The 21,112-nt window shown below is 37.2% G+C and carries 20 protein-coding genes and 2 pseudogenes; 21 read left to right on the top strand and 1 reads right to left on the bottom strand.

Going from position 1 to position 21,112, the window contains the following annotated elements; all coding sequences use genetic code 11:
- Positions 1-100: 100 nt before the first annotated feature.
- The 6 genes and pseudogenes from HMPREF0518_RS06840 to HMPREF0518_RS06815 all read left to right on the top strand — a co-directional run bounded on the left by HMPREF0518_RS06840 (position 101) and on the right by HMPREF0518_RS06815 (position 4,794).
- On the top strand, positions 101-1,399 hold the full coding sequence (locus tag HMPREF0518_RS06840; RefSeq protein ID WP_003627373.1) for an MFS transporter: 1,299 nt from the start codon (positions 101-103) through the stop codon (positions 1,397-1,399).
- Between the two features lie 127 nt (positions 1,400-1,526).
- Positions 1,527-1,736, top strand: a pseudogene (locus tag HMPREF0518_RS06835) (ISLre2 family transposase); the annotation flags it as partial.
- A gap of 134 nt (positions 1,737-1,870) precedes the next feature.
- Positions 1,871-2,410, top strand: coding sequence for an NADPH-dependent FMN reductase (locus HMPREF0518_RS06830; RefSeq protein ID WP_003627371.1), 540 nt, complete (start codon positions 1,871-1,873; stop codon positions 2,408-2,410).
- A gap of 13 nt (positions 2,411-2,423) precedes the next feature.
- Positions 2,424-2,972 carry an NADPH-dependent FMN reductase gene (locus HMPREF0518_RS06825; protein WP_003627370.1) on the top strand — a complete coding sequence of 183 codons (549 nt, stop codon included), beginning with the start codon at positions 2,424-2,426 and terminating at the stop codon, positions 2,970-2,972.
- A 92-nt stretch (positions 2,973-3,064) separates the two neighbouring features.
- Positions 3,065-3,856 carry a tyrosine-protein phosphatase gene (locus tag HMPREF0518_RS06820; protein WP_003627369.1) on the top strand — a complete coding sequence of 264 codons (792 nt, stop codon included), beginning with the start codon at positions 3,065-3,067 and terminating at the stop codon, positions 3,854-3,856.
- An 8-nt stretch (positions 3,857-3,864) separates the two neighbouring features.
- On the top strand, positions 3,865-4,794 hold the full coding sequence (locus tag HMPREF0518_RS06815) for an FAD:protein FMN transferase (protein ID WP_003627368.1): 930 nt from the start codon (positions 3,865-3,867) through the stop codon (positions 4,792-4,794).
- A 41-nt stretch (positions 4,795-4,835) separates the two neighbouring features.
- Here the strand turns inward: HMPREF0518_RS06815 and HMPREF0518_RS06810 are convergent, their stop codons facing one another.
- On the bottom strand, positions 4,836-5,372 hold the full coding sequence (locus HMPREF0518_RS06810; RefSeq protein ID WP_003627367.1) for a CvpA family protein: 537 nt from the start codon (positions 5,370-5,372) through the stop codon (positions 4,836-4,838).
- Positions 5,373-5,533: 161 nt separating this feature from the next.
- Here HMPREF0518_RS06810 and rsmG point away from each other — a divergent pair, with 161 nt between their 5' ends.
- The 15 genes and pseudogenes from rsmG (at position 5,534) to HMPREF0518_RS06730 (ending at position 20,981) form a co-directional block, all read left to right on the top strand.
- Positions 5,534-6,256, top strand: a complete 723-nt coding sequence (gene rsmG / locus HMPREF0518_RS06805; protein WP_003627366.1) for a 16S rRNA (guanine(527)-N(7))-methyltransferase RsmG — start codon at positions 5,534-5,536, stop codon at positions 6,254-6,256.
- A gap of 14 nt (positions 6,257-6,270) precedes the next feature.
- Positions 6,271-7,110, top strand: coding sequence for a nucleoid occlusion protein (noc, locus tag HMPREF0518_RS06800; RefSeq protein WP_003630225.1), 840 nt, complete (start codon positions 6,271-6,273; stop codon positions 7,108-7,110).
- A gap of 15 nt (positions 7,111-7,125) precedes the next feature.
- A complete protein-coding gene (locus HMPREF0518_RS06795) occupies positions 7,126-7,905 on the top strand; it encodes a ParA family protein (protein WP_003627364.1) in 780 nt (259 codons plus the stop codon).
- Positions 7,883-8,767: a ParB/RepB/Spo0J family partition protein gene (locus HMPREF0518_RS06790; RefSeq protein ID WP_003627363.1), complete on the top strand. Its 885-nt coding sequence runs from the start codon at positions 7,883-7,885 to the stop codon at positions 8,765-8,767. The genes HMPREF0518_RS06795 and HMPREF0518_RS06790 overlap by 23 nt, the downstream gene beginning before the upstream one ends.
- Positions 8,760-9,023: a DUF951 domain-containing protein gene (locus tag HMPREF0518_RS06785; protein WP_003627362.1), complete on the top strand. Its 264-nt coding sequence runs from the start codon at positions 8,760-8,762 to the stop codon at positions 9,021-9,023. Before HMPREF0518_RS06790 ends, HMPREF0518_RS06785 begins: the two co-directional genes overlap by 8 nt.
- A 49-nt stretch (positions 9,024-9,072) precedes the next feature.
- Positions 9,073-10,173, top strand: coding sequence for a redox-regulated ATPase YchF (ychF, locus tag HMPREF0518_RS06780; protein WP_003627361.1), 1,101 nt, complete (start codon positions 9,073-9,075; stop codon positions 10,171-10,173).
- An 8-nt stretch (positions 10,174-10,181) separates the two neighbouring features.
- Complete coding sequence (locus HMPREF0518_RS06775; protein ID WP_003627359.1) at positions 10,182-10,964, top strand: DUF1129 domain-containing protein; 783 nt, start codon at positions 10,182-10,184, stop codon at positions 10,962-10,964.
- A 114-nt stretch (positions 10,965-11,078) separates the two neighbouring features.
- A complete protein-coding gene (locus tag HMPREF0518_RS06770; RefSeq protein ID WP_023192887.1) occupies positions 11,079-12,803 on the top strand; it encodes an ABC transporter ATP-binding protein in 1,725 nt (574 codons plus the stop codon).
- A 9-nt stretch (positions 12,804-12,812) separates the two neighbouring features.
- Positions 12,813-14,672, top strand: a complete 1,860-nt coding sequence (locus tag HMPREF0518_RS06765; protein WP_035518299.1) for an ABC transporter ATP-binding protein — start codon at positions 12,813-12,815, stop codon at positions 14,670-14,672.
- Positions 14,673-14,849: 177 nt separating this feature from the next.
- Positions 14,850-15,536 carry a response regulator transcription factor CroR gene (croR, locus tag HMPREF0518_RS06760; RefSeq protein ID WP_003627353.1) on the top strand — a complete coding sequence of 229 codons (687 nt, stop codon included), beginning with the start codon at positions 14,850-14,852 and terminating at the stop codon, positions 15,534-15,536.
- A 3-nt stretch (positions 15,537-15,539) separates the two neighbouring features.
- On the top strand, positions 15,540-16,688 hold the full coding sequence (locus HMPREF0518_RS06755) for a sensor histidine kinase (protein WP_003627352.1): 1,149 nt from the start codon (positions 15,540-15,542) through the stop codon (positions 16,686-16,688).
- Between the two features lie 50 nt (positions 16,689-16,738).
- Positions 16,739-18,310, top strand: coding sequence for a UDP-N-acetylmuramoyl-L-alanyl-D-glutamate--2,6-diaminopimelate ligase (locus HMPREF0518_RS06750; RefSeq protein WP_003627351.1), 1,572 nt, complete (start codon positions 16,739-16,741; stop codon positions 18,308-18,310).
- A gap of 8 nt (positions 18,311-18,318) precedes the next feature.
- Positions 18,319-19,068 (top strand): aspartate/glutamate racemase family protein, encoded by a 750-nt coding sequence (locus tag HMPREF0518_RS06745; RefSeq protein WP_003627350.1) that lies wholly within the window; start codon positions 18,319-18,321, stop codon positions 19,066-19,068.
- Positions 19,069-19,173: 105 nt separating this feature from the next.
- A pseudogene (locus HMPREF0518_RS09830) lies at positions 19,174-20,580 on the top strand (ATP-binding protein).
- A 2-nt stretch (positions 20,581-20,582) separates the two neighbouring features.
- Entirely contained in the window at positions 20,583-20,981 is a 399-nt protein-coding gene (locus HMPREF0518_RS06730; RefSeq protein ID WP_003627345.1) for a bacteriocin immunity family protein, read from the top strand.
- The last annotated feature ends 131 nt before the right edge of the window (positions 20,982-21,112 follow it).

Genomic DNA, 21,112 nt, shown 5'->3' with positions numbered 1-21,112 from the left:
ATTCTTTTATCAAACTTGACAGCGGTTTCGCTATAGTCTATTCTAATCGCTGGATCATTTGTGAGGAGTGAGTTAAGTTATTTGGAAGAAGGGTTATCTAATGATTAATTGGCTATTACCAAGTGCGCCAAGTGACAAATTAGTTCCAAAAGAACAAATGCACGGCGCTTTTATTAAATATCGGACCAGAATTTTGGTCAGTACGATTTTAGCCTATGCAAGTTACTACATTGTTAAGTCAAACTTTACACTTTCGTCACCATATTTGACAAAGGACATTGGCTTAACTACTGCTGATGTTGGACTGGTCCTATCAGCACTCGCAATTTCATACGGAATTGGTAAATTCTTTATGGGATTACTTGCTGACCGGTTAAACCCCCGTTACTTTGTCGGTGTCGGCCTTATTTTATCTGCAATTTTTAATACTTTCTTTGGCTACACCCGAAGCTTATGGGTAATGATCTTGTTAATGATCGGTATCGGTGTAACCCAAGGAATTGGTTCACCATGTTGTCAAAAATCGCTAGCTACATGGTTTGATGAACACCAACTGGGGACCGCAACAAGTACGTGGAATATCTCACACAATATTGGTTCAGGAACTGCTTCCTTAATCGTTGCCGGAACGGTCGGCGCTTTCGGTGCGGCCAACATTCATAGCATTTTCTTAATTCCATCTCTGATTTCTGTCGTAATGGCTTTAATCGTAATGGTTCTGGGAGTTGATACACCCGAATCAGTTGGTCTCCCTAAGGTTAATAAGAGTAAGCAAAAGAATATCAAGCATAAGACCTCATGGGGGGCCTTCCATGATAATATCATGAAGAACCCAATTGTCTGGGCACTTTGCATCATGAACGCATTCTCGTACATTTTACGTTACGGAATTGAAAACTGGATCCCAATTTACCTCTCAACTTCTAAGGGATTCTCATCAGTCGCTACCAATTCAGCTTTTACCATTTTTGAGTACGCAGCTATTCCTGGAACTATCCTTTTAGGTTTACTATCAGACAAGCTCCTTAAGGGTCGTCGAGTTCCAATCATGTTGGTTACTTCAAGCATTATCCTAGTTTTAATTCCATTCTATGCACTTGCGCAAAATATTGTAATTATCGACATTATTTTGGGTATCCTTGGAATTTGTATTTACGGCCAACAGGTTCTAATTGGAATTGTTATCATGGATGCCCTCCCTGTTGAATCAATTGCTTCTGGGATCGGATTATCAGGATTCTTCGGATACGCCTTTGGTGAAGTAATTGCTTCATATGGAATTGGTTCAATCGTTGGTAAGACTAGCTGGAGTGCCGGTTTCGGAATTGTGGCCGCTTCTTCAATCGTATGTATAATCTCCTTTATCTTCTTGCTAAAGAAGTATCACAACACACTATAGAATTTTAATTTTGAAGCTGGAAAAGTATTTTATTATTTCCTAGCTTCTTTTTTATTCCGGTTCTTCGTCAAGAAGTACTGATAAGAAAATAGAATAAGTTTTCAAGCAGCTCGTGTCTGGAATTTGGCATGAGCTGGAATACTGGCTTAGCAGTGAGTTTGCAGGTGGGCAGCTCGATATTGGTGATCAGGAAGAATTGAAAGGAGCGGTTCGTGCCAGCCTAAGAAAGATGCATGAAGCTCATCTGGGCATTCATCACGGCGACATTGAAAGCTTAACAGCAGGACATAGCTATTTAAACGATTTTAGCAGAAAAATAAATCAAATAAATATTTAAGAAATTAAGGTCAGACTAATGGTTAATAGCCTACCGCAAAAATATTGACACTTACTTCAGATTAAAAAACAGCTATTTTTGTGGTCATTAGGTTATAATTAATATGTTAAAGGAATTTTCGAAAGGTGGTTTTTATGAAGGTACTTGCTTTATCTGGCTCAAATGCAGATAACTCATTTAACGAAAAATTGCTCAAAGTTATTATCAAAAATTTAGATTATAAATACGACTTCGACTTTGCAACTGTTAAGGGCTTACCAATGTTCAAAGAAGGTGTTGAAGCTCCTAAAGAAATTTTAGATTTAGGTGAAAAAGTTGGAGATGCTGACATGATCTTGATTGGTTCTCCAGAACAACAACACTCAGTTACAAGTGCCTTAAAGAGTGCTCTTGAATGGCTTTCTAGTTCAGTTCATCCTTTCCATGACAAGCCAGTTGTAATTGTTTCAACTTCACCAATGCCTCAAGGTGGTGCCCGTTCTCAAACTCGTTTAAAGAGTATTTTAGCTTCTCCTGGTTTTAATGCTCACGTATTTAATGGTGATGAATTCATGATGGGAATAGCACTACAACAATTTGATGAAGAAGGCAATTTGGCAGAACCAGGTACGCTTAAGTTTTTGAATCACTTCTTTGATGAAGTAGATAATTGGTATGCACAACTTACTAAGTAGGGGGCTTATTTAAATGAAATTATTAGTAGTCGTTGGTACAAATGCTCCATTTTCATATAATCGTTTTTTAGCAAAATTTATTGCTAAGCGTTATGCAGATAAGGCTGATTTTGAAGTTAAAGAAATTGATCAAATTAAGCCTTTCTCTAGAACAGCTGAACCAGATGAAGCTACCAAAAATTGGATTGAAGATATTAAAAATGCAGATGGCGTAATTTTGACTACACCTGAATATGATCATGCTATTCCTGCAGCTCTTAAAAGTGCTCTTGAATGGCTTGGCTCACACGCTGGTCCTGATGTAATGAAGATGAAACCAGCAGCAGTTGTGGGTACATCATACGGTATTCAAGGCTCAAGTCGTGCTCAAGAAGATGCACGTGAAATTTTGCTTTCACCTGATATGAGCGCTAATGTTTTGCCAGGCAACGAAATTTTAATCAGTGGTGCAGCAAGCAACTTTGATAAAACTACTGGTGATCTTTCAAATGAAGACTACATCAAGCAATTAGATGCAATGATGGATAACTTCATCAAATTTGTGGAACAAGCAAATAAATAATTTTGCTAGTTCTCTAGCTCAATAGTAAAATTACCGGATAGAAAGCTATCCGGTTTTTTTATCAAAAATGAAATGTAATGGGGGTGAATTAAATGGTGGATCCAATTGTTTTGCCATTAGAGCGAGTCCGCAATCCTCGTGATTTGGGCGGCTATATTGGCGATCATGGACGTAGAGTAAAGATGTATCGTTTACTTAGAACAGGCAAGATCAGTAATATTACGTTACATGATCAACAATTCTTGCTGGATTATGGTTTGACTAAAATCATTGATTTACGCTCGCCATTAGAGTGTCATAATATGCCTGATAGTAAGATCCCGGGCGTAGAACACATTAATTTGTCTATTTCTACTAATGATAATACGCAAGGTGGCAAAAAAGACCTTGCTAAAACGTTTGAAGTTTATCGTCATGACCAATATGCTGGTTTTAAAATGATGTGTGATCGTTATCGCTCGTATGTATTAAAAGAGCATGCCCAAAATAGTATTCACAAAATTCTAGAAGTTTTAGCCAATACTGAAGATGGTGCAGTTCTTTATCATTGTTCGGAAGGTAAGGATAGAACAGGAATTGTGACGGTGGTTGTTCTTTACCTATTGGGCGTTGATATGGAGACTATTAGGCAAGATTATCTGTATTCAAATTATATGCTAAATGATTACCGCGCCGTGCGAGATAAGAAGATGCAAGAAGAGGGAGAAAATTTATGTTTCCGCGCCAATATGCGCATCTTAGGTTCTGTCTCTGATGCATTCTTAGATACTGCATTAATTGCAATTGAAAAAGATTTTGGTGGTATCGATAATTATCTTGAAGAAAAAATTGGCGTAACGCCGGAATTGCGTGATAAATTACGTGAATTGTATTTAGAGAACTAGGAATTAAAATGATTAAAGATTTAGCATTAGAACAAGTAGTAGGTCATCACCATGCTTTAGGCACGTCGATTACTTTGCAAATATTCGGGACACAAGATCGAAGCTTATTGAAAAAATCTTTTGATTTAATTGATCATTATGAAGATATTTTTACTGTTAATCGTGATCAATCTGAAGTAATGGATATTAATCATGCCTCAGGTGATCATCCTGTTCAAGTTTCGAGTGCAGTCTATAGCCTAGTGAAGTTAGCCGTAGAAAAAAGCAGAGAAAATTTTGGCTTTAACGCTTTGATTGGACCAGTAGTAAAATTATGGCATATCGGTTTTAAAGGCGCTCATGTCCCTAAGGATGAAGAAATTAAAGACAAGATGCTGATGACAGATCCGTTTAAAGTAGAATTAAACGATCAAGATCAAACCGTTTTTCTTCAAATGAAGGGAATGGAATTAGATCTTGGTGGTATTGCTAAGGGCTGGATTGCCGATCGAATTCGTGATTTATGGCTAGCATACGGCGTTGAGGCAGGCATTATCAATCTAGGTGGTAATATTCTACTGGTAGGCGATTCACCTAAACGAGATAATGGCAAATGGGTTATCGGTATCCAAGATCCAAAAGAGCCTCGTGGCGATAATATTACTTCTGTAATGGTAGGAGAATGTTCAGCTGTAACTAGTGGTACATATGAGCGTTATCTAGTGGTTGATGGACATAAGTATCACCATTTAATCGATCCTAGAACTGGTTATCCTGTAAAAACAAATTTGGCAGGCGTAACCACTTTTACAAAAACATCAGTTGAAGCAGAAATTGAATGCAAGAGATTATTCTTTGTAGGTCATCCTCTTGAGAATTGGCATGATAATCCCGACAGAATCGGAGCAATTTTTGTTTATAACGATGAACATGTTGAATACGACAATTTTAATAAGTAAAAAATAGGACTAAGCAAATAGTTTGTTTAGTCCTATTTTGTTTAACCAACGGTCTTGCCAATATTGAAGATACTGTTGAAGACGCCGTTGGAAAGCCCAGGTGTGCTGTAGATAATGAAACGCAAAAAGCTAGAATCTATTGTCTGTTGCATGAACCATGGATTTTGCAAAGCATTGAACATTGATAAGACAACGTAGACTATGAAGTAGCTGGCTACTAGGGATACTAGAGCTCCTAGAACATTATCTAAAAGGCTGCCAAGATTAGTGGCGTGTGGATTTTTAGCAGGAATCCAACCTTTAAATATTTTCATGATCATTTTGCCAACAAAGAAGATAATGAAGAAGGCCGCAAAGCGCGCGATCATCAATTCTACATTAGTTGTTGAGTTGCTTTTGATCATTTCTCCCGTAATTTGGGTATAAAGCCAATCGCCAAATGGATTTTGCATGAAAATTGCAACCATGAAGACAATGGCGGAACAAATTAAACCAATAATGTATCTGGTAAAGCCAGTTTTATAGCCCGTATAGGCTTTGTAAGCTAAATAAGCTAAAACAAGTAAAGTAACAACCATTTTTCATTCTCCTTTGCGGAATATTATACCCTATTTTGCATGCGGCAAAACTTTGACGATTGCAATAAAATACTTCATAATTGTAAGGACGATTTATCTTTATTAATAAGTATATTTAGCGTTAAATTTAGAAGTGTGAAACAAGGTTTCACGGGTGAAAAATGAATCCTGAAAAATTTATCTTAGAATTATCAAAACATAATTTTGTATTAACTGATAAACAAAAAGAACAATTTAAACTTTATTTTAAATTCTTAATTGAGGTCAATGAACATGTTAACTTGACTCGAATTACAGAAGAAAATGAAGTTTATCTCAAGCATTTTTATGATAGTATTACGCCACTTTTTGTTTTTGGCGATGTTTTTAAAGATGGAGCTACTCTTTGTGATGTCGGAGCAGGAGCTGGTTTTCCTTCGATTCCGTTGAAGATTTTAAAGCCATCTCTTAAAGTAACAATTGTTGATTCACTAGCTAAAAGATTAACTTTTTTGAAAGACCTGATTGCTAAATTGGGTTTGGATAATGTGGAGTTGGTTCATGGTCGTGCCGAAGACGTTGGTCAAAATAAGCTTTATCGTGAAAAGTTCGACATTGTTACCGCACGTGCCGTAGCCAAGATGAGCGTTTTGAGCGAGTATTGCTTACCGCTGGTAAAAAAAGACGGCTATTTTGTAGCTCTTAAGGGGCCAAAGGCTGAAGACGAACTGGATGAAGGCAAAAAAGCACTTGCAGTTCTCGGCGGCAAATTGATTAAAGATGAAGAGCTGACTTTACCAGGAACTACAGAAGAAAGAACTTTGGTTTTAGTTAAAAAAGTAAAAGAGACGCCAAAGAAATACCCTCGTCAAGCAGGGACGCCGCGGCGTAAACCAATATGTTAATAGGAGTATGAAGAATGTCATTATTTTCTTTTATGCATCATGATGAAGAAATCCCTAAGAATAAGCAAATTCAAGATCTTGAGTTAGATAAGATTGTTCCTAATCAATATCAACCACGACGTCAATTTTCTGATGACTCAATTAAGGAATTGGCTGATACTCTTGATCAAGATGGATTGCTTCAACCAATCGTAGTACGTGAAGATGGTGATGATCACTATGAGATTATTGCAGGTGAACGTCGCTATCGTGCTGCTAAGAGTTTAGGCTGGGAGACTATTCCAGCAATCGTCAAGAATATGAACGATGATCAAGCAGCTTCTCTTGCTTTAATTGAAAACTTGCAAAGAGAAGACTTGAACCCCATTGATGAAGCTAAAGCTTATACTAATTTAATGAAATTAAATGATTTAACTCAGACTGCTTTGGCTAAAGACATGGGCAAATCTCAATCTTATGTTGCAAACAAGTTGCGCTTGCTCAAATTAGATGATGATGTGCAAACTGCTTTAGTTGAAGGCAAGATTACTGCTCGTCATGGTCGTGCTCTTTTAAATTTAGATGTTGCAGATCAAAAACGAGTTTTAGCTGAGGTTGAAGCTAAAGGCTTGAATGTAAAGCAAACTGAAGAAATTGCTAAAGATGTTGATGCCTACTTTAATCCTCAACCTAAGAAGAAAGAAAAAGCAGAACAAAAGCGTGTTGTTAACCGCATCCCTAAGGATTTTAAAGTTCAAATTAATACCATCAAGAAGGCTGTCAAATTGGCAAAAGATTCAGGAATTAAGGTTAAAATTAAAGAAGATAAAAATCCTGATGATTATAAAATCACCATTGAATTAAAAAGAAAGTAGAAAGGATGGGAAAATATGGTAAATGTAATTTCGGTTGCTAACCAAAAAGGTGGCGTGGGTAAAACCACTACTACTATTAATCTAGCAGCCTCAATTGCCGACCGTGGTTACCGTGTTTTAATTGTGGATATTGACCCACAAGGAAATGCCACCTCTGGTTTAGGAATTGAAAAATCAGAGATTGACCAGGACATTTACAATGTTTTGATTGACGAAATTCCAATCCAAGATACGATTCATCATACGTCAACAGCTAAGTTAGACATGGTTCCAGCAACTATTAATTTATCTGGAGCTGAAACTGAGTTAATTAGCATGATGGCACGTGAAACGAGACTGAAGTCATCTTTAGATGCAATTAGTGATCAATATGATTTTGTCTTTATGGATTGTCCTCCTTCATTGGGGCAGCTTTCAATTAATGCCTTTACTGCATCCGATTCAATTTTGATCCCAGTTCAAAGTGAGTACTACGCTATGGAAGGTTTAAGTCAGCTTTTAAATACTATTCGTTTAGTACAAAAGCACTTCAATAAGGACTTAGGCGTTGAAGGCGTGCTTTTAACTATGCTGGATGCTAGAACTAATTTGGGTGCTGAAGTAGTTAAGGAAGTACAATCATACTTTAGTAAAAAAGTTTATAAGACAATTATCCCAAGAATTACTAAATTAGCAGAGGCTCCAAGTTATGGTCAGCCGATTACCGAATATGCTCCAAGATCTCGTGGTGCTAAGGTATATGATGATTTAGCAAAAGAGGTGTTAAAAGCTCATGGTAAGAGACTCCAAAAGTAAAGAAACTAGAAAAAAAGGCGGCTTAGGCCGTGGTATTGAAGCCTTATTTGAAGATGAACCACAAATTGAAGAGACTGAAGAAGTTCAAGAACTCAATTTAAGTGAGATTCGGCCTAATCCATACCAACCTAGAAAACGATTTGACGATAAGAGCCTGAAGGAATTATCTGATTCTATTAAGGAAAATGGCGTTTTTCAACCTATTGTCGTGCGCAAGTCCGTCAATGGCTATGAAATTATTGCCGGTGAACGCCGTTATCGTGCATCGAAGTTAGCTAAGAAAAAGATTATTCCTGCAATTGTTCGTAAGTTTGACGAGAGTCAAATGATGGAAGTTGCAGTACTAGAAAACTTGCAACGTGAAGATTTGACCCCACTTGAAGAAGCTCAAGCTTATGAAATGCTACAAAAAAATCTTAGCTTGACTCAAGAAGAAATTTCTAAGAGAATGGGTAAGTCTCGTCCATATATTGCCAACTATTTACGTTTATTGACTTTACCAAGCAAAACTAAGCGTTTATTGCAACATGGCGAATTATCAATGGGTCAAGCTAGAACTCTTTTAGCTTTAAAAGATAAAGACAAGATTGATGGCTTAGCTAAAAAGGTGGCCCAGGAAGGGATACCTGTTCGTAAAGTTGAAGCCTTGGTCAATAAAATGAATGCCAAAAAGCCTCAAAATAAGGCTATTAAGAAGTCAGCCTTTATTAGAGCAAGTGAAAACCAACTTTCTAATAAGTTTGGCGCAAGCGTTAATATTTCAGAAACCAAAAAAGGTAAGGGTCACCTATCAATTGATTTTACTTCTGCTGAAGAGTTGAATAGAATTCTTGATATGTTAGGTGTTGATTTAGATGACTAAAGATATCGCTTATAATTTAGCTGATACAGTTCAAATGAAAAAGCCCCATGCATGCCAAGTAAATGACTGGGAAATTTTGCGTATGGGTGCTGATATTAAGCTGAAGTGTATGGGATGCGGTCACATGGTTATGATGCCACGTAGCAAATTTAACCGGAAGCTGAAAAAGGTTTTAACTAAGGCTAATGATCCGGTTAATGCAAAAAAAGAGCAATATGTGCCAAAAGATCGTATCGTTCGCCCAAATTTTAGATAAAATAGACAAGTAAGATAAAAATAGATTTTTTAGAAAAAGAGGACAACAAATGTCATTAACTGCTGGTATCGTTGGTTTACCAAACGTTGGTAAGTCAACTTTGTTTAATGCGATTACTAAGGCTGGTGCAGAAATGGCTAACTACCCATTTGCCACCATTGAACCAAATGTCGGAATGGTTGAAGTTCCTGACAAGCGTTTAGCAAGAATTCAAGAATTGATTCCTGCTAAGAAGATTGTGCACACTACTTTTGAATTTACTGATATTGCCGGTTTGGTAAAGGGTGCTTCAAAGGGTGAAGGTCTTGGTAACAAATTCCTCGAAAACATTCGCCAAACTGATGCTATTGTTCACGTAGTTCGTGCTTTTGATGATGACAACATTACTTCAGTTACAGGTAAGGTTGATCCAGAAGAAGACATTAATACTATTAACTTAGAGCTTGCAATTGCCGACCTTGATGCTGTTAACCGCCGCATCAACAAGGTGAAGAAAGTTGCTCAACAAGGCGACAAGGAAGCTAAAGCTGAAATGGCTGTTCTTAATAAGTTGCAACCAGTTCTTGAAGAAGGTAACGCTGCTCGTTCAATCGACTTCAATGAAGATGAACAAAAGATTGTTAAGGGATTATTCCTTTTGACTTCTAAGCCAGTTATTTACGTAGCTAATATCGCTGAAGATTCAATGGCTGACCCCGAAAGCGACAAGTACTACCAAATCGTTAAGAAACATGCTGAAAGCGAAGGTGCTGAATGCTTAGGTATTTCTGCCGCAACTGAAGAAGAAATTGCTGGTATGGATGACGATGAAAAGAAGGAATTTCTTGAAATGGAAGGCGTTGAAGAATCTGGTTTGGACCGTTTGATTCGTGCTGCTTACCACATTTTAGGTCTTAGAACCTTCTTTACTGCTGGTGGTCCTGAAACTCGTGCTTGGACTTTCCACAAGGGTATGAAGGCTCCACAAGTTGCCGGTGTTATTCACTCAGACTTTGAACGTGGCTTCATTCGTGCTGAAGTTGTTTCCTTTGACGATTTGGACAAACTTGAAACTATGCAAAAGGTTAAGGAAGCAGGTAAATTGCGTCTTGAAGGTAAGGACTACGAAGTTCAAGACGGTGATATTATCGAATTTAGATTTAATGTCTAGGAGTAAGAATGGCTGAAGAGACAAAAAAAGAACAAACAGCTTCAAATATTGATAGTGAAAAGCAAGCAAAACTGAAGCGTCAAACTGAAGCTGATAATCAAGACGAAGAAATTAAGCAAATGGATCCTAAGGAATTACGTAATAAGTTGAGTAATAAAAATCAAGATTACGTTTTCCGTTTGGAAAAAGAATTACAATTGCAAGGTTCAATTTCTCGTGCTGAAGCAGTAGAGATGACTGATAAATTATTAGGCGAAATTATAATGGCTCAACGCCATGGTCAACCAGCCAACGGTTTATATTTAGCTTCTCCAAAAATCAAGGCAGAACAAATGCTTCATCCAGACAAGAAGCCAGTTGCAACTCCATTTTGGCAATTAGCTATTGATGGTGCCTTGATGTATCTTGCAATTTTTGTCGGTTTGTTTGGAATCGTTGCTTTATTTGAAACTAAGAAGCAACCCGCAAACTCTCAAATGGGTATTTTGACTTTAGCCAGTGTAGGTATCGTAATGGGTATCGGTATGGTTAAGTATAATGACTGGATTATGCCTAAAAATGGCAAGCGTCAATCATGGGCTAAGATTATCTTAGGCATGATCGCAGTTGTCGTTGTATTATTCGTATGGATTTGGTTATTATCTCTTCCAGCATTGAAGCCAATTAACCCAGTATTACCAGGTGAAGTTGATATTATTATCGCTGCAATTGCATTTGGTGCTCGCTACTTGTTCAGAAGATATTACAAGATTACAGGTTCACCATTTGCACCAAATGTACGACGCAAATAATTTGCTTCTTTTTAAGAAAAAGTACATACTTAATTTAATAATGTCAAAAAAAGACAAATAGGTAACAGCCTATTTATCTTTTTATTTATGAAGTGTATGGAAAGGTGGGCCTATATGGTCAAAACATTAAGCAAATCGATTAGACAATATAAAAAATTGTCATTGCTTTCACCATTATTTATTATTGGCGAAGTAATTATCGAAATGCTGATTCCATATTTGGTCGGAATTTTGATCGATAATGGAATTATGAAGGGGAATATGTCCTATATCAGTAAAATGGGGTTGTTATTGCTGATAATAACTATCGTTTCATTGATATTAGGTGCTAGTGCGAGTTATGTTTCAGCACATGCTGCAGCGGGTTTTGCGGCTAACTTGCGTAAGGATATGTTCTACCATATGCAGGACTATTCTTTTGAAAATATCGATCGCTTTTCAAGTGCTAGTTTGGTTACGCGTTTGACTACTGATGTTAATAACGTGCAAATGGCATATCAAATTATTATCAGAATTGCAGTTAGAGCACCAATGATGTTCTTGGCTTCAATTGTGATGTCTGTAATAATTAGTCCAAGATTATCTTTGATTTTCTTAGTTATAGGCCCAATTTTTGCGATTCTATTAGGATTAATTATTAAATCTGCATATCCATATTTCCCTAAGATTTTTAGAGGATATGACCGCATGAACCAAGTCGTTCGTGAAAATGTTCGGGGTATTCGCGAAGTAAAGACTTATGTTCAGGAAAAAGATCAGATTAAGGAATTCGAAAAGGCATCAGGCTTTATTTATAAGTTGTTCGCTACAGCGCAAAAGATCATGTCTTTGAGTGCACTAGTTGTAGCTGCCGTTTTGAACATTTCTAATTTAGCTATCTGCTGGTTTGGGGCTAAAGAAATTGTTGGCGGCACTTTGCAAACTGGTCAACTTATCTCAATGTTCACATATTCAAACTCTGTTTTGTTCAGTTTGAATATTTTAGCTATGATTACTACACAATTGATTGTTTCAGGTGCTAGTGGTCCTCGTATTGCTGCCGTAATTACTGAAAAGCCAACCATTGAAAATCCTAAGAAGCCACTTAAGCGTTTGACTAACGGTGAAATTATTTTTGATCATGTTAGTTTCAAATATGAATTAGCTGATAAAACCGATGCGTTACATGATATCAATTTGCATATCAGATCAGGTGAAACTTTAGGAATTATCGGTGAAACTGGTTCTTCTAAGTCAACTTTGGTTTCTATGATTCCGCGTTTGTATGATGTAACGGCAGGTGCCGTTCGTGTGGCGAGTCATAACGTTAAGTCATACGATTTAAAGACTTTGCGTGATAACGTTGCGATGGTTTTACAAAACAACGTTTTGTTCACTGGTACGGTAAAGGATAACCTCAAGTGGGGTAACGAGAATGCTACTGATGAACAAGTCGTAGCTGCAGCTAAAATTGCGCATGCTGATGGCTTTATCCGTGAAATGCCAGATGGTTACGATACCATGATTGAACAAGGTGGTAACAACGTATCTGGTGGTCAAAAGCAAAGAATTACTATTGCGAGAGCTTTGCTTAAGAATCCTAAGATTTTAATTTTGGATGATTCTACCTCAGCTGTTGATACCAGTACTGAACGTGAAATTAGAACTTCTTTGGCTAAAGACATGCCTGATACAACGAAGATCATCATTTCACAAAGAATTGTTTCAATTAAGGATGCTGACCGTATCATCGTTATGGATCACGGTAAAATTCAAGATATTGGAACGCATGAAGAATTAATGAAGACTAACGAGCTTTATAGTTCAATTGCTAAGTTCCAAGAAGAACAAGGAAAGTAGGTGAGCGTTTTGGATCAAGCAATAGATAATAAAAAACAAACTACGGGCAGCCGAATTAAAATTTTGATGCGTTTGCTTAAGTTGGTAAATAGCACAAGTCCATGGATGCTCATCATTTCCATGATTACAATCGTTTTGGCAGCGGCAAGTAATGTTATTGGTTCACTATTTATTGAACGCTTAATCAATGACTACATTATTCCGTTGACTAAGGAAAAGGTGCCAAATTATGGCCCGCTTGCAACTGCTATTGCGGTAATGTTTGGTATTTATACCATTGGTTTTTTGTCCAACTATTTATTCAATATGTTAATGGGTGTGTTAGCCCAGAAGGTGCAATTCCGTGTTCGTAACGAAATGTTTACCCACATGGAAAGCTTGCCAATTTCATATTTTGATCAAAATGAATTTGGCGATATCATGAGTCGTTATACTAACGATATTGATACCTTGATGCAGATGATTTCACAGTCAATTCCGCAATTTACTAACTCAGCTTTGAGTTTGACCTTCGTTGTCGTAGCGATGTTCTCACTTAGTTGGCAATTGACGGGCTTCTCATTTATCATTTTTGCCATGTCATTTGTTATCGTACGTTTCTTGACCTTAAGATCAAGTCACTACTTCCAAGTTCAACAGAAGAAGTTGGGACAAATTAATGGTTATAACGAAGAAATGCTTAATGGTTTGAAGGTTATTAAAGTCTTTAGCCATGAGCCAGAATCTAAGGCTGGTTTTGATAAATATAACGAAGAATTGCGTCAAGCCTCAGGTAAGGCTAACACCTATGCCACTATTCTTTTCCCAATTATGGGTAACATGGGTAACTTGCTTTACGTTTTAATTGCCTTTGTTGGTGGTGCCACCGCTATTAACGCTTGGGCTCCGCTTTCTCTTGGTGCTATTGGTTCATTCTTGCAATTATCAAAACAATTTAGTATGCCAATTGCCCAGATTTCACAACAGTTGAACTCAATTGTAATGGCTTTGGCCGGTGCTGAAAGAATCTTTAACTTGGAAGATCAAGCTTCAGAAGTTGACAATGGCGATGTTACAATTTCACGAGGCGCTGAAGTTGGCAGCATGTGGAATTGGAATGTCCCTGAAAAAGATGGCTCTGTTAAGAAAGTGCCAGTTCGTGGACACATTATTTTTGATCATGTTAACTTTAGTTATGTTCCAGAACACCCAATCTTGCATGATATTTCAATCAATGCCAAGCCGGGCATGAAGGTTGCTTTAGTTGGTGAAACTGGTGCTGGGAAGACCACTATCTCGAATATGTGGAACCGTTTCTACGATATTGATTCAGGTAAAATTACATATGATGGTATCCCAATTAAGCAGATTAAGAAGGATGATTTGCGTAGATCACTTTCAATTGTTTTGCAGGAAACACACTTGTTTACTGGTACTATCATGGACAACATTCGTTTCGGTAATCCTGAAGCCAGTGATGATGATGTTTACCAAGCAGCTAAATTATCACACGCCGATGAATTTATTCACGACCTTGATCATGGTTATGATACTGTGATTGATGGGGACGGCGGAGACTTGTCACAAGGACAAATGCAGCTGCTCAGTATCGCTAGAGCGATGATTGCCGATGAGCCCGTAATGATTTTGGACGAAGCAACTTCAAGTATCGATACCAAGACCGAAAAGATGGTTCAAGCGGGGATGGACAACTTGCTTGCTGGACGAACTAGTTTCGTTATTGCCCACCGTTTGTCAACTATTGTTAACTCTGATTTGATCTTGGTTCTTGATCATGGTCATATTATTGAATCTGGTAACCATGAAGAACTCTTGAAGCAAAAGGGTTATTACTACGAACTCTACACTGGTAAGAAAGAAATTCAATAAAAGCAAAATAGAGCACAAGTTGCTCTATTTTTTTGCATTTTTCTAAAAAATAGCTTTAATTTTCAGCCTTTTAGAGAAAAATAGTAAAATATAGACCATAGGATCTGCTACACTTATAATAGATAAATTTAGATAGACTATAACCAATTAGCAAAATAAAGAGAGGGGGTTTTCTTTATGAAAATCTTAGTTGTTGATGATGACAAGGAAATCGTAGAATTATTAAGCATCTATCTTAAAAATGAAGGTTATGAACCAATTGCGGCATATAGCGGTAAAGAAGCAATTACTAAATTAACCACAACACCAGATATTGCTCTGATGATTTTGGACATAATGATGCCAAATATGTCAGGAATTGAAGTAATTAAAGAAGTTAGAAAAGATTCAGATATTCCAATTATTATTGTTTCAGCCAAAACTGGTGATATGGACAAGATCCAGGGGTTAATCACTGGTGCTGACGACTACGTATCTAAGCCATTTAATCCACTTGAAGTAATGGCTAGAGTTCGCTCACTTCTTCGTCGTAGTCAAAAACAAGTTAAAGATGATGAACCTGATGTTTTAGAGGTAGGCCCACTAGTTATTAATCGTGATTCACACGAAGTTAAAACTATTGATGGCAAGGCAATTCAATTAACTGCTCTTGAATTCGGCATTTTATATCTTCTTGCTAGTCACCCTAACCGAGTATTTTCAGCAGATGAAATCTTTGAACGTGTATGGAAACAAGAATCTATCATTTCAGCTAAAACTGTAATGGTTCACGTTTCCCACTTGCGTGATAAGATTCAAAAAGCTACCGGCGGTGAAGACGTTATTCAAACTGTTTGGGGCGTAGGATATAAAGTCGAGGCATAGTTAATGAAAAAAGAACGCGTCAAGTTGACTGGCGCTGAGAAGAGTGAATTGTTTGCAGAAGGAATTGTCACGATTGTCCTTCTGCTTTTGTTAAATCTATCAATCATTATTTTGATTCACCTGGCTATTTTGCAAGATGAAAGCTTGGTCAACGGCATTTATTTCTTAAAAAAGACAATGACCTTTGCAGGTGGATATCATCTTTGGTCTTGGCAAAATACGTTTATTATTTTGATGGGTGTTGGCGATATTGTCGTTTTATACTGGCGCTTAATCAGACGCTACCATCAGATGCAGCTGCGCCACGTTATTTTGGAGTTGCACTATATCGCAAGTGGTCATTTTGATCATCGCATTAACTTCCGGGTACGCCCAGATTTGCAACGAGTGGTTGATTCAATTAATTCATTGGTTGATAGTACAGTTCATTCCATCAATGAGGAACGTGCAATTGAGCAATCAAAAGATGAACTGATTACCAACGTTTCGCATGATATTAGAACGCCGTTAACTTCAATTATTGGTTATTTAGGATTGTTGAAAAGTGGAGTGGCTTCGCCAGAAGATCAACAAAAATATGTCGATATTGCTTATACCAAGGCGGAGCAAATGAAGTCGCTGGCCAATGATTTATTTGAATATACTACGCTGAAGTCCACTAAGTTGAATTTGACTAGTCTGCATATTTATTCAATGCTAGAACAAGTTGCCGCTGGATTCGAACTGGAAGCGGAGAAAAAGGGCATAGAAATTAAAATTGAGGCTCGTCCTAAAGATTTAACTATCAGGGCAGATGCAGAAAAATTAGTTAGGGTCTATAACAATTTGATTTCTAATGCCCTTAAATACGGCATTGGTGCTACGCAAATTAAATTGGTAGCCAATCTAGTAAACAAGCGAGAAGTTGAATTACGTGTAGAAAATAATGGTGAACCTATTCCAAAGAAATCATTGAAAAAGATATTTGACCGTTTTTACCGCGTAGAAACGTCGCGCAATACTAAAACTGGTGGTACAGGATTGGGGCTTTCTATCACCGAGGGTGTGGTCGATTTGCATCATGGTACTATCAGATGCGAATCGGATAAGAATTGGACAAGTTTTATTATTCGTCTGCCACTTAATCCTAAGAAGACAAACAGCAAGGGCTAGTTGTGTTATAATTTTGACTGAAATGTTTTAATACAACGAGGAGAAAGTTAATGAGTATTTCTTTAAATACCTGTATTTTAATTTTAAAAGAGCATCATTTACTTAAGTCGAGTGCAGTACAAGATACTGTTGCAACCAAGATGGAATACGTGTCATATGATTCACGTGATATCCAAACTAATACTTTATTCTTCTGTAAGGGTGCAGGTTTTAGACCAACATATTTATCAATGGCTAAGGATAACGGGGCAATCTGTTACGTCGCTGAACAACCTTATCCAGAAGGTAAAGGGATGCACGCTTTGATCGTGCGTGATGTGTCAAAGGCAATGGCACTACTTTCAGCTGCATTCTTCCGTTTCCCACAAGATGATTTGTATGTCGTAGCATTCACTGGAACTAAGGGTAAGACTACTTCTGCATACTTCTTGAAGGGGATGCTTGATCAAGCTAATGGTGGCAAGACTGCTTTAATTTCATCAGTTAATGATGTTATTGGACCAAAGCCAGAAGACAGCTTTAAGTCTAGTTTGACTACTCCAGAAAGTTTGGACTTGTTCCGTGATATGCGTACTGCTGTTGATAACGGAATGACTCATTTGGTAATGGAAGTTTCAAGTCAAGCGTATAAGAAGAATCGTGTCTTTGGTTTAACTTATGATTTAGGTTTCTTCTTGAATATTAGTCCAGATCATATTGGACCGAATGAACACCCTAACTTTGCAGATTACTTACACTGCAAGTTGCAATTGTTGGTAAATTCACGTAAGTGTATTATCAATGCAGAAACAGCTCACTTCAATGAAGTTTACGCTGCAGCCACCACCACTACTAATCCTGATAGCATTTACTTATTTGCTAGAGAAGATTTTGAAAATCCAGATTTAAAGGTGCCAATTGACTTTAGATTTGCTTCTCAAGAATTGGATATGAAGGAGACTCGCTTCAAGCTATTCTGCGCTAGTGATAAAGCACGTAAGTTGCCAATCAACGGTGACTATACTTTGAAGATGCTTGGTGACTTTAACGAATCCAACGGTACTGCCGCAATTATTGGTGCTGGCCTTGCTGGTCTTAACCATGATCAATGTGCTAAGGGTATTCGTGATGTAACTATTCCAGGCCGTATGCAGACTGAAAGAACTAAGAATCACGGTATGGTTGTAGTTGATTATGCCCACAATAAGGCTTCAATGATGGCTTTGATGAACTTTATGCAAAGTGAATTCAATAATCCTAAGATTATTGTGGTTGTCGGTGCACCTGGGGACAAAGGCGTATCTCGTCGTCCAGGCTTTAGCGAAAGCTTGAGTGCATATGCAGATAAGGCATTCTTAACTACTGACGATCCAGGATTTGAAGATCCTAAGAGTATTGCCGAGGAAATAGATTCGGGTATCGATCACTCTAAATGTGACGTTACGATTGAATTAGACCGTAAGAAGGCAATTCATGATGCGATTGCTATGGCTGGCCCAGATGATGTAGTTTTAATCTGCGGTAAGGGTGCAGATGCATTCCAAAAGATTCGCGGTGTGAATACTCCATACCCATCAGATATCGTAGTTGCTCAAGAAGTGATCAATGAATTAGAAGGTCAAAAAGAGCATTTTAGAAAGTAAAAGATAAGATGAAACATTTCTTTAGTATTATTGGCGGAATGGGAACCATTGCCACTGAAAGTTATGTTCGCTTAATTAACCATAGAGTAAAAATTGCGCGAGACCAAGATTATTTAAACTATATTTTGGTTAATGATGCTCAAGTTCCTGATAGAACTGCTTATATTAAGGATCATTCTAAGCCTAACTTCTTTTATGACTTAAAAGATGATGTAGAAGGCCAGGATAAGCTAGGGACAGACTATTTTGTTATGCCATGTAATACTGCGCACTATTTCTATGATGATTTGGCTGCACTTACCGATAAGCCATTTTTGCATATGATGCGGATTGCAGTGCATAATTTTATTGATAATTATCCTGATGAAAAGAAGATTGGCTTAATTGCTACAGAAGGGTCAATTTATGATCATTTATATGCTGATGAAATTCAAAAGGTTGGCAGAACGGTAGAATTAGGTGGTCCTGAGATTCAACCGATGGTCAATGAATTGATTTATTCTGATATTAAAGAAAAAGGCATTGTTGATCATGACTTGTATCACAAGATTCTGAAAACAATGCATGATAAGTATGGCTGTAACGTTATTTTGCTTGGCTGTACTGAATTATCTTTAGCTCAAGAAAAGGCGCCAGATCATCCTTATAACGTGATTGATCCGCAATCAATTATTGCTGACGTATCAATTGAGGTTGCGCTTAAGATTCGTCACGGGATGGATCCTGAAGAAGCATGTAAGAAATATATGTATAAGTAAAAAATACCGAATCAGTATTAAGCTGGTTCGGTATTTTGTTTTCGCTTAATTTACAATATCGTAATGTTGTATATCGTAATATTGTAAATGAAAGGGAGGCTAAGAATGAAGTTTGTTGGAAGAAAAAAAGAATTAGCCAGCTTATATCAACATTATGAGACGAATAAATTTTAATTTGCAGTTATTTACGGTCGGCGCCGAATCGGTAAAACTGCCTTGATCAATGAATTTTTAAAAGACAAGAAAGCAATCTACTTTACTGCCATTGAAGAAAATAAAGAAGATAATTTGCGAAGATTTTCTGCTGCTATTAATCATTTCATGGACCCTGATATCATAAGTGAATCGTCATTTTCGTCCTTTGAAGCTGCCTTTCGTCAAATAGCTGAACTGGCTAAAAAAAGAGCGAGTAATTTTAGTCATTGATGAGTATCCATATCTAGCTCAAGCTTATCCCGCTGTTAGCTCAATGCTGCAGTCTTATATCGATCAAGAGTATTCGAATACAAATATGTTTTTAATTCTCTGTGGTTCATCAATGTCCTTTATGGAATAGCAAGTTCTTGGCTACAAGAGTCCCTTATATGGCAGGCGAACCGTGCAATATAAGCTCAAGCCATTTACATTAAAAGAAGCACAAGAAATGTTGCCCCATTATAGTAAAAAAGAAGCCTTTGACATTAATTCTATTGTTGGTGGTATTCCTTTCCTAAATACCTCAACATGATTTCTGATCAGGTTCCTGTTATCGAGAATATTAAAGCAGCCTTTCTCAACTCGGATTCTCTGCTCTTTGAAGAACCCAACAATTTGTTGAAACAAGAATTGCGCGATCCATCTACTTACAATTCGATCATCAATGCTATTGCAAATGGTGCCTCTAAGATGAATCAAATTGCTACTACAGCTAAAGTGGCTTCAGGTGCGGTATCTACGTACTTAAAAAATTTGATTGATTTAGGTATCGTCTCCAAAAAAGTCCCCGTGACTGAGATGGATAAACCCAAAAGTAAGAAGACGATTTATGTCATTAGCGACGGGATGTTTCGTTTCTGGTATACATTTGTCGGTAAAAATATTAGCCTAATTGAGGCAGGATATGCAGATCTTGTGGCTAAGCAAATTGAACAGGGACTATCAAACTTCTTAGGCCCCTCCTTTGAGCAACTTAGTCAAGAATATTTGTGGCAGCACATGATGGATAAAGAAATAGTGCCTGAGTATTTTAGAAGATTAGGTTATTGGTGGGGCACCGATAAAAAAGCTAAAAAGCAGGTAGAAATGGATATAGTCGGTATTTCAATAGATAATTTAGCTGGCTTTTTTGGTGAATGTAAGTGGAAGAATGAACTCATCAGTAAATCAATTCTAGAAACTTTGATTTACCGTAGTTCGCTATTTACTTATCCAAAGAAATACTACTATCTTTTCTCCGAGGTAGGTTTCACTGATGAATGTAAGAAACTTGCCAAAAAGGTTAACTGTCACTTAATATCATTTTCTGAGATGTAATTATGAATGATCTAATAGATGTCTGGAACACAATTGTTAAAGAAGATTATTATATTCCCTGGGGAATATCTGCTCTATATGAAGGCAGAATTGCGACGATTTTTGTCATTTGGCTTTTGAATAATATTACTGACTTATTAGTAGACAAAAATACTAAGCCAGAAGAACGCAAAGTTTTGCTCAATGCTAAGCATCAACTCGAAACTGGCGAATCAGCTAACTATGTTTGCAACTTGATTCGTGTAGGACTTGATCCGTTAAGCTGGCAGAGTAAGCTATCTAAAGGTGTAACTAAGTTTCACTATGAGATTGCAAACGGTGCTCGTCCTGTTTCTCATCAAGCGGGAGCACTTGGCGGTGCAGCTTTGGGCTTAGCCTTTTCTGATATTGGTAGAAGATAAAACAAAAATTAAATATAAAAAAATTAGCTATCAGACTAGATTAGTTTGATAGCTTATTTTTTTTGCGTATTAATACTAAATTATATGTTTACAGCATTTAATCATTGCAATACAATAATAATATAAAGATA

Origin of the sequence: Lactobacillus helveticus DSM 20075 = CGMCC 1.1877, from assembly GCF_000160855.1 — a bacterium.
GTDB lineage: Bacteria > Bacillota > Bacilli > Lactobacillales > Lactobacillaceae > Lactobacillus > Lactobacillus helveticus.
This window is presented reverse-complemented; position numbering and strand designations above follow the sequence as displayed.